This window comes from Agromyces sp. CF514 (assembly GCF_900113185.1).
Taxonomy (GTDB): Bacteria; Actinomycetota; Actinomycetes; order Actinomycetales; family Microbacteriaceae; genus Agromyces.
Genome location: NZ_FOZD01000001.1, coordinates 2,335,546 through 2,350,061 on the forward strand (window position 1 = coordinate 2,335,546; position 14,516 = coordinate 2,350,061).

General features: G+C 69.1%; 12 protein-coding genes. 9 read left to right on the plus strand and 3 right to left on the minus strand.

Features of this window, described 5'->3' with window-relative positions; all coding sequences use genetic code 11:
• The first annotated feature begins 65 nt into the window (after nucleotides 1-65).
• From yajC to BM342_RS10450, 4 genes are all read left to right on the plus strand, one after another.
• Complete coding sequence (yajC, locus tag BM342_RS10435) at nucleotides 66-461, plus strand: preprotein translocase subunit YajC (protein WP_092965454.1); 396 nt, start codon at nucleotides 66-68, stop codon at nucleotides 459-461.
• A gap of 65 nt (nucleotides 462-526) precedes the next feature.
• Nucleotides 527-2,260 carry a protein translocase subunit SecD gene (gene secD / locus BM342_RS10440; RefSeq protein ID WP_255368662.1) on the plus strand — a complete coding sequence of 578 codons (1,734 nt, stop codon included), beginning with the start codon at nucleotides 527-529 and terminating at the stop codon, nucleotides 2,258-2,260.
• Nucleotides 2,260-3,279: a protein translocase subunit SecF gene (gene secF / locus BM342_RS10445; RefSeq protein ID WP_092965456.1), complete on the plus strand. Its 1,020-nt coding sequence runs from the start codon at nucleotides 2,260-2,262 to the stop codon at nucleotides 3,277-3,279. Before secD ends, secF begins: the two co-directional genes overlap by 1 nt.
• A 71-nt stretch (nucleotides 3,280-3,350) precedes the next feature.
• A complete protein-coding gene (locus tag BM342_RS10450; RefSeq protein WP_092965458.1) occupies nucleotides 3,351-5,606 on the plus strand; it encodes a RelA/SpoT family protein in 2,256 nt (751 codons plus the stop codon).
• Here BM342_RS10450 and BM342_RS10455 read toward each other — a convergent pair.
• The 3 genes from BM342_RS10455 to BM342_RS10465 form a co-directional block, all read right to left on the minus strand.
• Nucleotides 5,593-6,174: a hypothetical protein gene (locus BM342_RS10455; RefSeq protein ID WP_143109837.1), complete on the minus strand. Its 582-nt coding sequence runs from the start codon at nucleotides 6,172-6,174 to the stop codon at nucleotides 5,593-5,595. The genes BM342_RS10450 and BM342_RS10455 overlap by 14 nt on opposite strands.
• A 147-nt stretch (nucleotides 6,175-6,321) precedes the next feature.
• Nucleotides 6,322-7,554, minus strand: a complete 1,233-nt coding sequence (locus tag BM342_RS10460; protein ID WP_255368663.1) for a DUF349 domain-containing protein — start codon at nucleotides 7,552-7,554, stop codon at nucleotides 6,322-6,324.
• Nucleotides 7,555-7,647: 93 nt separating this feature from the next.
• Entirely contained in the window at nucleotides 7,648-8,439 is a 792-nt protein-coding gene (locus BM342_RS10465; RefSeq protein WP_092965464.1) for a peptidylprolyl isomerase, read from the minus strand.
• Between the two features lie 136 nt (nucleotides 8,440-8,575).
• Between BM342_RS10465 and BM342_RS10470 the strand changes: the two genes are divergently transcribed.
• The 5 genes from BM342_RS10470 (at nucleotide 8,576) to ruvX (ending at nucleotide 14,464) form a co-directional block, all read left to right on the plus strand.
• Nucleotides 8,576-10,066 carry a replication-associated recombination protein A gene (locus BM342_RS10470; protein ID WP_092965466.1) on the plus strand — a complete coding sequence of 497 codons (1,491 nt, stop codon included), beginning with the start codon at nucleotides 8,576-8,578 and terminating at the stop codon, nucleotides 10,064-10,066.
• A 197-nt stretch (nucleotides 10,067-10,263) separates the two neighbouring features.
• Entirely contained in the window at nucleotides 10,264-10,887 is a 624-nt protein-coding gene (gene rpsD / locus BM342_RS10475) for a 30S ribosomal protein S4 (protein ID WP_092965468.1), read from the plus strand.
• 177 nt (nucleotides 10,888-11,064) lie between these two features.
• Complete coding sequence (locus tag BM342_RS10480; RefSeq protein WP_092966793.1) at nucleotides 11,065-11,262, plus strand: hypothetical protein; 198 nt, start codon at nucleotides 11,065-11,067, stop codon at nucleotides 11,260-11,262.
• Between the two features lie 62 nt (nucleotides 11,263-11,324).
• Nucleotides 11,325-13,982: an alanine--tRNA ligase gene (gene alaS / locus BM342_RS10485; protein WP_092965471.1), complete on the plus strand. Its 2,658-nt coding sequence runs from the start codon at nucleotides 11,325-11,327 to the stop codon at nucleotides 13,980-13,982.
• 5 nt (nucleotides 13,983-13,987) lie between these two features.
• Nucleotides 13,988-14,464, plus strand: a complete 477-nt coding sequence (gene ruvX / locus BM342_RS10490) for a Holliday junction resolvase RuvX (protein WP_092965473.1) — start codon at nucleotides 13,988-13,990, stop codon at nucleotides 14,462-14,464.
• Nucleotides 14,465-14,516 lie beyond the last annotated feature (52 nt).

A 14,516-nucleotide genomic window follows, 5' to 3' on the forward strand; every position in this document is an offset into this window, starting at 1 on the left:
AGGCTCAGTCCTCACCGCCGTCGACTTCGTGCGGTTCGCCGCACTCCGGAAGGTTCTCCCCCCTCATGACGCTCGATCCGTTCACCATCATCATGCTCGCCGTCCTGGCGGTCCTGATCTTCTTCATGTTCCGCAACTCGCGCAAGCGTCAGGCCGAGGCCCAGAAGCTGCAGTCGAACGTGGTCCCCGGTGCCCGGGTCATGACGAACTTCGGTGTGTTCGGCACGATCGTCTCGATCGACGAGGAAGAGAACCAGGTGCAGCTCGAGGCCGCACCCGGAACCGTGCTCACGGTGCACCGCCAGACCATCGCCCGCGTGGTCGAGCCCGCCGTCGTCGACGACGAGGCCGGCGCGCACGAGTCGATCGAGGGCGAGCCCGAGTTCGGCGAGCGCGACGAGGCGCACCGCACCGAGAACCCGAACGACACGACTCCCGACACCAAGAAGTCGGACGACTAAACCCCTACTCCCGAGGAACGGCCCACGCCGCTTCGGCGTGGGCTCCTGCAAAGAAAGCAGAACCTGTGGCTGCACCCTCCAAGCGGTCGTCGCGTCCGGCGTCCGTTCGCAAGGCCTGGCGATCCCTCACCTGGCTGGGCGTCATCATCGTCGGCCTCTTCGCCATCAACGCCGCGGGCGTCATCTGGGGCGGTGGTTCCTGGACGCCCAAGCTCGCGCTCGACCTCGAGGGCGGCACCCAGATCATCCTCGAGCCGCAGCTCGAGAGCGGGCAGACGGCCACCCAGGAGCAGCTCGACCAGGCGGTCTCGATCATCCGCCAGCGCGTCGACGCCTCCGGTGTCGCCGAACCCGAGATCAACACCGAGGGGTCGAACGTCGTCGTCCGCATCCCCGGCGAGCTCGACGACCAGACGCGTGCGCGCATCGAGTCGTCGGCCAAGCTCGAGCTTCGTGCGGTGCTGCTCTCCGATGCCGCGACGAACCAGGCGATCAGCCCGACCGACGACCCCGCCGCGACCGAGCCCGCCGAAGAGCTCTCGTCGACGCCGACGGCCGAGCCGACCGACGGCAGCGACCCGTCGTGGGTGACTCCCGCTCTGCAGGAGGAGTTCGACACGTTCGACTGCTCGACGCTCGACGACGCCGAGACGAACGTGGCGCCGGCCGACGAGCCGCTCGTCACGTGCGACCAGTCGCGCACGGTCAAGTACCTGCTCGGACCGGTCGAGGCGAGCGGCGAGAACATCGTCGACGCCACCAACGGCCAGGTGCAGACCCAGACCGGTGCGAGCACGGGCCAGTGGGCCGTCAACATCCAGTTCGACGACCAGGGCACGAAGGACTTCGCGTCCGTCAGCACGCGCCTGTACGGTCTCTCGGGCCAGACCCCGCGCGACCAGTTCGCGTTCGTGCTCGACGGCGCGGTGCTCACCGCCCCGTCGATGAACGGCGCGATCACCGACGGCCGTCCGCAGATCACCGGCAACTTCACGCAGGAGTCCTCGAAGGCCCTCGCCGACCAGCTCAAGTTCGGTGCACTGCCGCTGAGCTTCAGCGTGCAGTCGTCCGAGACGATCTCGCCCACCCTCGGAACCTCACAGCTCCAGGCGGGCTTGCTCGCGGGCCTCATCGGCCTCATCCTCGTCGTGATCTACACCCTGTTCCAATACCGGGCGCTCGGCTCGGTGACGATCGCGTCGCTCGTGATCGCGGGCGTGATCACCTACCTGATGATCACGATCCTGTCGTGGCGCGAGGGCTATCGCCTCTCGCTCGCCGGCATCGCGGGTCTGATCGTGGCGATCGGTTTCACCGCCGACTCGTTCATCGTCTACTTCGAACGTGTCCGCGACGAACTCCGCGACGGCCGCCCGCTCGTGGGCGCCGTCGAGGCCGGATGGAAGCGCGCCTTCCGCACCGTGCTGGCGTCGAAGGGCGTCAACCTGCTCGCGGCGGTCGTGCTCTTCGTCCTCGCGGTCGGCAGCGTCAAGGGCTTCGCCTACACGCTCGGTCTCACGACCATCATCGACGTGGTCGTGGTGATCCTGTTCACCCACCCGATGCTGCAGTTGCTCGCGCAGACGAAGTTCTTCTCGAGCGGCAACCCGTGGTCCGGCCTCGACCCGACCGCACTCGGTGCCGTCTACCGTGGCCGTGCGGAGTTCCGCAAGCCGGTCGCGGTACCCGCCGGCAAGGTGGCGTCGAGTTCGAAGGAAGCACAGCGTCGTCAGACCATCGCGGAGCGCAAGGCCGACGCGACCGTCGGCGCAGGTTCGAGTGAAGGCAAGGAGTCCTGATGGCGAGCCGTCTGACCACATTCGGTAACGACCTCTACACGGGCAAGCGCTCGTTCAACTTCGTCGGCGGCCGCAAGAAGTGGTACATCATCGCCGCCGTGCTGATCGTGCTCACGATCGCGATCCCGGTGATCCGGGGCGTGCACTTCAGCATCGAGTTCCGTGGCGGATCGCAGTTCCAGATCGCCGATGTGGCCAACCCCGATCCCGCCATCGCGCAGGACGCGGTGGCATCGGTGGTGCCCGAGGCCACCACGACCGTCCAGGTCGTCGGCCAGGACGGCATCCGCGTGCAGACCGACCAGCTCGAGCAGAGCGACTCGCTCGCGGTGAGCGCGGCACTGGCCGAGGCCTACGACGTGCCTCCGTCCGAGGTCACGTCGTCGTTCATCGGTCCGAGCTGGGGCGCGGATGTCACGAGGCAGGCGCTCGTCGGCCTCGGGGCGTTCCTGCTGCTCGCGGGCATCATCATGGCGATCTACTTCCGTACCTGGAAGATGTCGCTCGCCGCGATCCTGGCGCTCATCGCCGACCTCGTGGTGACCGTCGGGCTCTACGCCGCGGTCGGCTTCGAGATCAGCCCTGCCGCGACCATCGGCATCCTGACGATCCTCAGTTACTCGCTGTACGACACGGTCGTGGTGTTCGACAAGATCCGGGAGAACACGGCCGAAGACGGACACGAGTCGCGGCGCACGTTCGCGGAGTCCGTCAACCTGGCGGTCAACCAGACCCTCGTCCGCTCGATCAACACGAGCGTCGTCGCCGCTCTGCCGGTCGCGTCGATCCTCTTCATCGGCGCAGGGGCCCTCGGGGCGGACACGCTCCGCGACATCTCGCTCGCGCTGCTGATCGGCATCCTCGTCGGCACCTGGTCGACCGTGTTCCTCGCCGCTCCGCTCTACTCGCAGCTGCGAGAGGGCGAGCCGGTGATCCGTCGCCACGACCAGAAGGTGCTGAAGGATCGCGAGCGGGCAGGCGAAACCGCCGGTACCGATGCGGAGCCCGCGCACGCGTGATGTCCGCCCTCGGCGAGATCGGCATGTGCATGCCTCCGGAGCGACGATAATTGAGTTCCGGAGGTGTGCGCATGACTGAGACTGGGGTCAACTCGACGGCTTCGCTGCGCCGGCTCGTGCCGCGCATCTTCTCGAAGGCCACGCCATCCGGCGCAGTCGACACCCTGCTCCGCACGGTCCGCATGCACCACCCGAAGGCCGATCTCGCGCTCGTCGAGCGTGCGTACACGGTCGCGGAACGCGCGCACGAGGGCCAGAAGCGCAAGAGCGGCGAGCCCTATATCACGCACCCGGTCGCGGTCGCGCAGATCCTCGCCGACCTCGGCATCGGCTCGAAGACCGTCGCAGCGGCACTGCTGCACGACACCGTCGAAGACACGGCGTACACGCTCGACCAGGTGCGCGCCGACTTCGGCGACGAGATCGCGATGCTCGTCGACGGGGTCACGAAGCTCGACAAGGTCAAGTACGGAGACTCGACGCAGGCCGAGACCGTCCGCAAGATGATCGTCGCGATGTCCAAGGACATCCGCGTGCTGATCATCAAGCTCGCCGACCGCCTGCACAACGCGCGCACCTGGGGCTTCGTGCCGGCCGCATCCGCGACGCGCAAGGCGACCGAGACGCTCGAGATCTACGCCCCGCTCGCGCACCGTCTCGGCATCCAGACGATCAAGTGGGAGCTCGAGGACCTCTCGTTCGCGGTGCTCTACCCGAAGCTCTACGCCGAGATCGAGAGCCTCGTCAAGCAGCGGACGCCTCAACGCGAGGAGTTCGTGCAGCAGGTCATCGACCTGGTCAACGACGACCTCAAGAGCGCGCGCATCCGCGGCAAGGTCGCCGGGCGGCCCAAGCAGTACTACTCGATCTACCAGAAGATGATCGTGCGAGGTCGTGACTTCGACGAGATCTACGATCTCGTCGGCATCCGGGTCCTCGTCAATTCGGTGCGCGACTGCTACGCGGTGCTCGGCTCGATCCACGCCCGGTGGACTCCCGTGCCCGGCCGGTTCAAGGACTACATCGCGACGCCGAAGTTCAACCTCTACCAGTCGCTGCACACGACGGTCATCGGTCCGAAGGGCCGTGCGGTCGAGATCCAGATCCGCACCCACGACATGCACCAGCGTGCCGAGTACGGTGTCGCCGCGCACTGGAAGTACAAGGAGCGCATGGCCACGGGCCGCGCCGACTCCGCGAGCACGAGCGCCGACGAGACCGACATGGCGTGGCTCGCCCACATCTCCGACTGGCAGGCCGAGACCGCGGATCCCGGTGAGTTCCTCGATTCGCTCCGATACGAGATCGGGGCGAAGGAGGTCTACGTCTTCACGCCGAAGGGTCGCGTCATCGGCCTTCCGGCAGGGGCGACACCAGTGGACTTCGCCTACGCGGTGCACACCGAGGTCGGTCATCGCACGATGGGCGCCAAGGTGAACGGCCGTCTCGTGCCGCTCGAGAGCACGCTCGCCAGCGGCGACGTGGTCGAGGTCTTCACCTCGAAGAACCCCGATTCGGGCCCGAGTCAGGACTGGCTCGGGTTCGTCAAGAGCCCCCGTGCGCGCAACAAGATCCGTCAGTGGTTCACCAAGGAACGCCGCGACGAGGCCATCGAGCAGGGGCGCGATGCGATCGCGCGGGCGATGCGCAAGCAGAACCTGCCACTGCAGAAGTTGATGAGCCAGGACTCGTTCGCCGAGGTCGCGGCGCAGCTGCGCTACGAGGACGTCTCGGCACTGTACGCGGCCGTCGGCGAAGGCCATGTCTCCACGCAGTCGGTGCTCGAGAAGGTGGTCGCGCTCGTGCGCGACGTGCAGGAGGGCGACGAGCCCGAGCTGCCCATCCCGACCCGCTCGCGAACGCCGCAGCGTCACTCCGACTCCGGCGTGCTCGTGCGGGGGGCGCCCGACATCCTCGTCAAGCTGGCTCGATGCTGCACGCCGGTGCCCGGCGACGAGATCGTCGGCTTCATCACGCGCGGCTCCGGAGTCTCGGTGCATCAGTCGACATGTCACAACGTGCAGTCGTTGATGCGCGAACCCGAACGCATGATCGATGTCGAGTGGGCGCCGAGTTCGAAGAGCGTGTTCCTGGTGCAGATCCAGATCGAGGCGCTCGACCGCGCCGGCCTGCTCTCCGACGTCACGCGGGTGCTCTCTGAGCACCACGTGAACATCCTCTCCGCGAACGTCTCCACGTCGACCGACCGCCTCGCACTCAGTCGGTTCGTCTTCGAGATGGGCGATACCACCCACCTCGATCGGGTGCTGAACGCGGTGCGGCGCATCGACGCGGTCTACGACGTATACCGCGTCAGCGACGGCTGAGGCCCGGCACACCTCGACGGCAGGCGTCGGACGCGCGGTCGAGCCTGGCCGAGGCACGCGCCTTGAACGGCACTCGGGCCGCGGCATCGAGTCGCAGCCTGGCCGCTGCCTCGAGACCGCGATGCTCGGCGAGGAGCATTGCGACGACGTCGATCGACGCGAGATCCTCGAGCGTGGCGTCGCGCAGCAGGTCGAACGTCGTGCGCACGAGCGAGGTGCATCGCACCGGACCGAGCAGCACGACCTCGGCCTCGTCGATCCGCACCTCCCGGACGACGATGCCGGGATCGGAGATCGCCGAGATGCGTGCATCGGTCGGCACGCAGAACTGCGCACGACGCGGGGGAGCCATGCAGGCGCCGTGGACCCAGGCGGCCGACATCCGCTCGACGATGAGGTCGCGCGGTGCGCTGTGCGCGACCGCGAGCGCGCGGAACGCCGCGACATCGGGTTCGTCGATCGGCGCCCAGGCCTCGGCGACGGCGAAGAGGTCGCCGTCGATGCGCGCGGCGCACAGTTCTGCGATCGAGAAGTCGTCGGTGCCGAGCACCGAGGGAAGTCTGGCCATGCAGATCATCTTGGCGGCCGCCGTGCGGTCGCTGTCGGGCGGGCACTCGAATGTGGAGAATTCGCGGATCCGTAGGGCCGACGAATGAGAACGCCCCCTGGCTCGGATGCGAACCAGGGGGCGTTCTCGGAGATGTCGGTGCGGCGATCAGCCGCCGACGGCCTTGAGCCAGGCGCGACGAGCCTCGAGCGCCTCGCGAGCTTCGGCGATGGCCCGCGCGTCGCCGGCAGCCTCGGCTGCAGCGAGCTCGGACTCGAGCTTGGCGATCGCGTCGTGCAACTGACCGAGCATGCCCTCGGAGCGGGCCTTCTTCTCGGGGTCCTCGCGCTCCCAGCGCTCGTCTTCGAGCGAGCGGACGTGGTTCTCGACCTTGCGCAGCCGGTCTTCGACCGTGCGGACCTGGTCGCGCGGGACACGGCCGATCTCGTCCCACTCGCGCTGCACCTTGTTGAGCGCGGCGCGAGCCGGCTTCGGCTCCTTCTCGCCCAGGATCTTGTCGGCCTCGTCGAGCAGCGCGAGCTTGGCCGTGAGGTTCGCCCGATACTCCTCGTCGTCGCGTGCATCGATCTCGGCCTTGGCGCCGAACAGCACGTCGCCCGCAGCCTTGAACTTCGCCCAGAGCGCGTCGTCGAGCTTCTTGCCCGCCCTGCCGGCCTGCTTCCACTCGTCGAGCAGCAGCCGGTAGTCGCCGATTCCGTCGGCACCGCGCGGGGCGAGCGCCTCGGCGCGCTCGATGAGGCGCTGCTTGCGCGTGCGGACATCGCGGTGCGCCGCATCGAGATCTGCGAAGAAGGCCTTGCGATGCGTCTCGATGGTCGAGCGCGCGGCGCGGAACCGCTTCCAGAGATCGTTGGCGTCGTTCTTGGGCAGACGCGGTCCGTCCTGCTGGTGGCGCTGCCACGCGGCGAAGAGCCCGTCGAGTTCGGCGGTCGTCTGCTTCCACTGGGTCTTCGCCGGGTCCTGTGCCGCGAGGACCTCGGCCTGCTCGACGATGCGCGTGCGCTCGGCGAGCGCGTCGGCGAGCGCGGCCTTGGCCTCGGCCTGCTGCTGCTCGGTGAGTTCCTTCGTGGTGCCCGAAAGCGCCTCGAGGCGCGTCGACAGTGCGTCGAGGTCGCCGACGGCGTGCGCCGCTGCGACGGATTCCTTGAGCGAGTTGACGGCCTTGGCGACATCCGCCGCGGGCGCGCCGCGCCGGACCCGCTGCTCGAGCAGGGTCACCTGCCCGGCCAGGTCGGCGTACTTTCGCTCGAAGTAGGCCAGTGCCTCTTCCGGGGTCGCGTCGGGGTACTGCCCGACTTCGCGCTCACCGTCGTTCGTGCGGACGAAGACGGTGCCCGTCTCGTCGACGCGGCCCCACGGCTGCTGTGCTGAATCGGTCACGGCCTCACCCTGTCGTGCTCGGAAGCCGCCCTTCGGCGGCATTGTCGGTTCAACCCTATTGCACCGCCGGAAGGGTGCGAGGGCGTCGTGCTGTTACTGGACGGTCACGGACGTCATCGTGACCGGCACGACGGGCGCGCCGTCGGTGCCGCCGTCGACGACCCCGGCGTCGATCACGCCGGCCTTGAGCTGATCGAGTCCGCTCGTGACCTTGCCGATCACGGTGTAGCCGCCGACGCCGTCTTCGGCCGGCAGCGTCGTGTCGGCGTAGACGATGAAGAACTGGCTGCCCTGGCTGTAGCCGTTGCCGCTCTGGCGGGCCATGGCGATCGTGCCCGCGGGGTACACGCCGTCTTCGGGGTCGTTCTCGACCGGGCCGTAGCTGTAGTCGGGGCCGCCTGAGCCGTCGCCGTTCGGGTCGCCGCACTGGAGTACGAAGATGCCCTCCGTCGTGAGACGGTGGCATCCGACTCCGGCGTAGAAGCCCGACTGGATCAGGCTGATCTCGCTGGAGACCGCCTGCGGCGCCGCCGCACCGTCGAGCTCGATGCCGAGCGGGATGTCGTTGAGCGTGAGCGTGCCCGTCCACGTGCGGCCCTCGGCGATGTCGGGCGAAGGGACGTCGCCCGTGTTCTGGCCGGCGGCATCGGTCGGCGGGGCGGTCGTCGCCTCGGGGCTCGCGACCGGCTCGGAGGAGCCGGGGCCGCCGCTGAAGTAGAGCAGCTGCGCGGCGGTCGCGAGCACGAGCACGACGACGAGCGAGACGGCGGCGATCACGTTGTCGCGCGTGCGTCGTCGCAGCTTGCCCTCGTGTACCTGCTGTCGTGCCTGGTAGGTGCGAAGTCGCGCTCGTTCCTCGCGCGCCTGACGGTCGTTGGATGCCACGCATGCTCCTTCTGGGGGACTCCTGCGAGCAGACTCTACGCAAGCGCGGGTTCCGGCACCAATCGCCCGCTCCGCGCCTCACGTCGGCTCCGAGGCGCGCCGGTCGGTGTCGGATGCCGCGGCTACGCTGGAACGCATGGTGAACTCCGCGCAGGGCCTGCGCTCCGGCGCGACGCCCCTGGCCGTGCGCATGCGGCCCGCGAGCCTCGACGAGGTGGCGGGGCAGCGTCACCTGTTGTCACCCGGATCCCCGTTGGTCGCCCTCGCGGGCGATCGCACGGGTGAGTCGGGTTCGGTCTCGGTGATCCTCTGGGGCCCGCCCGGCACGGGCAAGACGACGCTCGCCCAGGCGATCGCCCGGTCGTCGGGTCGCAAGTTCGTCGAGCTGTCCGCCGTCACCGCCGGCGTGCGCGACGTCCGCCAGGTCATGGACGAGGCGCGCGCGAGCCGTGACCTCTACGGCCTCTCGACGGTGCTCTTCCTCGACGAGATCCACCGCTTCACGAAGGCCCAGCAAGACGCGCTGCTGCCCGGAGTCGAGAACGGCTGGGTCATCCTCGTGGCCGCGACCACCGAGAACCCGTCGTTCTCGGTCATCTCGCCGCTGCTGTCGCGCTCGCTGCTGCTCACGCTCGAACTGCTCTCCGACGACGACCTCGGCATGCTCGTCGATCGGGCGGTCTCCGATGCGCGCGGGCTCGCCGGTGCGGTCGACCTCGAACCCGACGCGCGGGCGGCGATCGTGCGCCTGGCGTCCGGCGACGCCCGGCGCGCGCTCACGGCGCTCGAGGCGGCTTCCGTGGCGGCGGCCGGGGTCGCCGCCGAACTGGCCTCCGGCGCCGATTCCGTCGCGCAGGCGAACGACGACGACGAGGCGGGCGGATCCGAGCCGCCCGCCGCCGAGTCCGACTCCGGGTCCGATGCCGGGTCCGATGCCGAAGGGAAGACGCCGGCGGATGCCGCGGCGCGGCCTCGCGCGGTCATCACCGCCGAGCTCGTGGCGCGCGCCGTCGATCGTGCGCTCCTGCGGTACGACCGCAACGGCGACGAGCACTACGACGTCATCAGCGCCTTCATCAAGTCGGTGCGGGGGAGCGACGTCGACGCGGCACTGCACTACCTCGCGCGGATGATCGAGGCCGGCGAAGACGCCAGGTTCATCGCACGACGCATCATCGTGCTGGCCTCCGAGGACATCGGGCTCGCAGATCCGAGCGCGCTCGGCGTCGCCGTCGCCGCCGCAGACGCGGTGCAGTTCATCGGCATGCCCGAGGGGCGCATCCCGTTGGCGCAGGCGGTCGTGCACCTCGCCACGGCGCCGAAGTCGAACGCGGCCTACCTCGGCATCGACAAGGCCATCGCCGACGTCCGGGCGGGCAAGGCCGGTCGCGTGCCCAAGCACCTGCGCGACGCGCACTACCCGGGCGCCAAGCGCCTCGGACACGGAAAGGGCTACCTGTACCCGCACGACGATGCGATCGGCGTGGTCCGCCAGGAGTACCTGCCCGAGCCGCTCCGCGGCGCGGTGTACTACGAGCCGACCGAGCACGGCAACGAACGCGAGGTGTCCGCCCGCCTCGCGAAGCTGCGCCGCATCGTGCGCGGCGGAGACACGGGCCGGTCGTGAGCGGTCGTCGGGCCGCGGCATCCGTCGTGGTACGATTGTCGCTGGCCTGAAGCCTGATTCCCGAGCGCGGCTGCGAGGGAGTCACCGGCGAACGGGTGCGATCTGTAGCCGATCCACCCTTGGCGAATCCCTCTGACACAGTTTCCGGCGCACGTTCGCGCCGTGATTTCACTTGAGATTCTTCCGAAAGGACATTCGTGTCGAACCAGTCACGTAGCAAGACCCGCCTCTCCCGCGCCCTCGGTGTCGCCCTGACCCCGAAGGCCGCGCGTTACATGGAGAAGCGCCCCTATGCTCCCGGCGAGCACGGTCGCACCAAGCGCAAGCAGGACAGCGACTACGCCGTCCGTCTGCGCGAGAAGCAGCGTCTGCGCGCCCAGTACGGCATCCGCGAGAAGCAGCTGAAGATCGCCTACGTCGAGGCCAAGCGCACCTCCGGCCAGACCGGTGAGAACCTGGTCGAGCTGCTCGAGATGCGTCTGGACGCCCTCGTGCTGCGCGCCGGCTTCGCCCGCACCATCACGCAGGCCCGCCAGTTCGTCGTGCACCGCCACATCCTCGTCGACGGCCAGCTCGTGGACCGCCCCTCCTTCCGCGTGAAGCCGGGTCAGCTCATCCACGTCAAGTCGCGCTCCGAGGGCACCGAGCCGTTCCAGGTCGCCGCTGCCGGCGGTCACGTCGACGTGCTCCCCAAGACCCCGGGCTACCTCGAGGTCGAGCTCGACAAGCTCCAGGCGAAGCTCGTTCGCCGTCCGAAGCGCGCCGAGGTCCCCGTGACCTGCGAAGTGCAGCTCGTCGTCGAGTACTACGCCGCTCGCTGATCCAGCGTTCGTCGAGACAGGGGTCGCGGAGTTCTCTCCGCGGCCCCTGCGTCGTCTCCGCGGCGGCCCGCCGCATCCGGCACCGCCACTAGACTGATCGGGAAGACGCGGCGATCCGCCGTGGCGCGATGCGCCCGCGTGACCCGCCGGTACGACAACACCCCGAGGGAGCACTTCGTGAAGAGCATTCTGTGGTTCGGCGCCGGAATCGTCGCCGGCTTCGTCGTCGCGCACCAGGTGAACAAGACCTCGCAGGGTCGAGAGTTCTTCTCATCGGTCGACGCCAAGGCCAAGGCCTTCGGGCGCGCCGTGGCCGACGGCTACCACGAGCGCGAGGCCGAGCTCAAGTCGGCCGTCGACGACCTCGTCGACTGAGACGCCGACCTCCCTCCATCCCATCCGGGGGCGACTCCGGCAGCAGAACCCAGAACGGAATCATGCAGACCGCAGACATCCGCCAGCGCTGGCTGGACTTCTTCGCACGCCGCGGCCACACGGTGGTGCCGTCCGCCTCGCTCGTCTCCGACGACCCGACGCTGCTCTTCACGGTCGCCGGAATGGTGCCGTTCGTGCCCTACCTCACCGGCATCGTGCCCGCGCCGTACCCGCGCGCGACGAGCGTGCAGAAGTGCATCCGCACGAACGACATCGAGGAGGTCGGCAAGACTCCTCGTCACGGCACGTTCTTCCAGATGAACGGCAACTTCTCGTTCGGCGACTACTTCAAGGAAGGCGCCATCTCGATGGCGTGGGAGCTGCTCACGTCCTCCGAGGCCGACGGCGGCTACGGCTTCGCCCCCGAAGACCTCTGGGTCACGGTCTACGAAGACGACGACGAGGCCATCGAGCTCTGGAAGAAGGTCGCGGGCCTGCCCGACGAGCGCATCCAGCGCCTCGGCAAGGACACGAACTACTGGCACACCGGCCAGCCCGGCCCGGCGGGCCCCTGCTCGGAGATCTTCTTCGACCGCGGCCCCGCATACGGCATCGACGGCGGCCCCGCCACCGACGACGACCGGTACGTCGAGATCTGGAACCTGGTGTTCATGCAGTACCTCATCGACGACGTGAAGTCGAAGACCGACTTCCGCATCGTGCGCGAGCTGCCGAAGAAGAACATCGACACCGGCATGGGCCTCGAGCGAGTCGCCTTCATCAAGCAGGGCGTCGAGAACATGTACGAGATCGACCAGGTCCGCCCGGTGCTCGACCGCGCGGCCGAACTGTCGGGCCGCGCGTACGGCGAGAACCACGACGACGACGTGCGCATGCGCGTCATCGCCGACCACGTGCGCTCTGCGCTCATGCTCATGAGCGACGGCGTCGCGCCGTCGAACGAGGGCCGCGGCTACATCCTCCGCCGCCTGCTGCGCCGGAGCATCCGTGCGATGCGCCTGCTCGGCGTCGAGGGCCCCACCTTCCGCGAGCTCTTCGCGGCCTCGCGCGATGCGATGAAGGCCGCCTACCCCGAGGTGGAGCGCGACTACGCGCACATCGAGCAGCTCGCGCTCGGCGAGGAGGCGATCTTCCTCCGCACGCTCGAGGCCGGGACGTCGATCCTCGACGGTGCGGTGGGCGAGACGAAGGCGGCGGGCAAGGCCGAGCTCGCGGGCAACACGGCGTTCCTCCTGCACGACACCTACGGGTTCCCGATCGAGCTGACCCTCGAGATGGCCGACGAGGCCGGCATCACGGTCGATCGTGTCGCGTTCGACGAGCTCATGACCGCGCAGCGCACCCGCGCCAAGGCCGACGCGAAGTCGAAGAAGAAGGTGCTCGCCGACCTCTCGGTCTACGCGGACTTCCGGGCCAAGGGCGAGACGGTCTTCACGGGCTACACCGACCTGTTGACCGAATCCAGCGTGCTGGGCATCCTGGTCGACGGCCAGCCGGCGGCAGCAGCCGTGGCCGGGCAGACCGCCGAGGTGATCCTCGCGGAGACCTCGCTCTACGCCGAGTCCGGCGGGCAGGCGCCCGACCAGGGTCGCATCGTGGGCGACGGGTTCGAACTCGAGGTGCTCGACGTGCAGAAGCCGGTCAAGGGGCTCATCAGCCACACGGTGAAGGTGCTCTCGGGCGAGGTCGGCGTCGGCGTGTCGGCGACCACCGTCGTCGACGAGCAGTACCGCCGCGGCGCGACACAGGCGCACTCGGGCACGCACCTCGTGCATGCGGCCCTCCGCGAGGTGCTCGGCCCGAACGCGCACCAGTCCGGTTCGTACAACAAGGCCGGGTATCTGCGCCTCGACTACGGCTGGAACCAGGCCCTCTCGGCCGAGACCCGCTCCGAGATCGAGGAGATCTCGAACAACGCGGTCCGCGACAACCTCGAGGTCGTCACGCGCGAGCTGCCGCTCGACGAGGCCAAGGCGCTCGGCGCGATGGCCCTCTTCGGCGAGAAGTACGGCGACGTCGTCCGCGTCGTCGACATCGGCGGCCCCTGGTCGCGCGAGCTCTGCGCCGGCACGCACGTGCGCTCCAGCGCTGAGATCGGCATGATCAACATCATCGGCGAGTCCTCGGTCGGCGCGTCGAACCGACGCGTCGAGTCGCTCGTCGGCCTCGACGCGTTCCGTCGGTTCGCGGCTGAACGTGCGCTCGTCTCCGAGCTGAGCACCAACCTGAAGACGCGCCCCGACCAGCTCGTCGAGCGCATCGGCGACCTCGTCGCGAATCTGAAGACGGCCGAGAAGCGCATCGCGCAGTTCGAGGCGAAGGCGCTCACTGATCGCGTTCCGGCCCTCGCCGCGAACGCGGTGCGCACCGGAGACGTCCTGCTCGTGGCCGAGACCGTCGGCTCGCTGGGGTCCGGCGACGAGCTGCGTTCGCTCGCGACCGCGGTCCGCGGCAAGCTCGGCGATGCGGCCTCCGTCGTCGCCCTGACCGCCGATGTCGGCGGCAGGCCCGTCGCGATCGTCGCGACCTCGCCGGCCGCCCGTGAGTCCGGTGCGAACGCGGGCGCGCTCGCGAAGACCATGGCCGGGGTGCTCGGCGGTGGCGGCGGCGGAAAGCCCGACCTCGCGCAGGGCGGTGGCAGCGACCTCTCGGCGATCCCCGCCGCGCTCGACGCGGTCCGTCGCACGTTCGCGAGCTGAGCGCGATGCGTTCCGGTGCGAGGCTCGGCATCGACGTCGGTCGAGCCCGCATCGGCGTCGCCCGCAGCGACGGCGCCGGAATGCTCGCGGTGCCGATCGAGACGGTGCCCCGCGCCGCCACCGGCGATGCCGACATCCGCCGGGTGCTCGACCTCGCCGAAGAGTACGGTGCGTTCGAGCTCGTCGTCGGACATCCGCTGTCGATGTCGGGTGCTGCGACACCCTCGACCGATGACGCGGTCGCGTTTGCGCAGCGCCTCGCCGACACCGGCGCGACGGTGCGGCTCGTCGACGAGCGCCTGTCGACGGTGAGCGCGCAGCAGGCGCTGCGGGCGTCCGGACGGTCGACTCGCACGCAACGTCCGGTGGTGGATCAGGTTGCGGCCGTTATCATTTTGCAACATGCACTCGACAGCGAGCGTGCGTCGGGCAATCCGCCCGGACGCGCACTCGACACCGACGAAGGGCCCTCCACCCTGTGACTCAGCTCCCCCCAGAGCGCCGAGAACCCCACTCCACTCCGCAACGCGCTGC

What these genes read in the sequence shown, in the direction of transcription:
- yajC (WP_092965454.1), top strand. Translation starts at nt 66, where the DNA reads ATGACGCTCGATCCGTTCACCATCATCATGCTCGCCGTCCTGGCGGTC.
- secF (WP_092965456.1), top strand. Translation starts at nt 2,260, where the DNA reads ATGGCGAGCCGTCTGACCACATTCGGTAACGACCTCTACACGGGCAAG.
- BM342_RS10450 (WP_092965458.1), top strand. Translation starts at nt 3,351, where the DNA reads ATGACTGAGACTGGGGTCAACTCGACGGCTTCGCTGCGCCGGCTCGTG.
- BM342_RS10455 (WP_143109837.1), bottom strand. Translation starts at nt 6,174, where the DNA reads ATGGCCAGACTTCCCTCGGTGCTCGGCACCGACGACTTCTCGATCGCA.
- BM342_RS10470 (WP_092965466.1), top strand. Translation starts at nt 8,576, where the DNA reads ATGGTGAACTCCGCGCAGGGCCTGCGCTCCGGCGCGACGCCCCTGGCC.
- alaS (WP_092965471.1), top strand. Translation starts at nt 11,325, where the DNA reads ATGCAGACCGCAGACATCCGCCAGCGCTGGCTGGACTTCTTCGCACGC.
- ruvX (WP_092965473.1), top strand. Translation starts at nt 13,988, where the DNA reads ATGCGTTCCGGTGCGAGGCTCGGCATCGACGTCGGTCGAGCCCGCATC.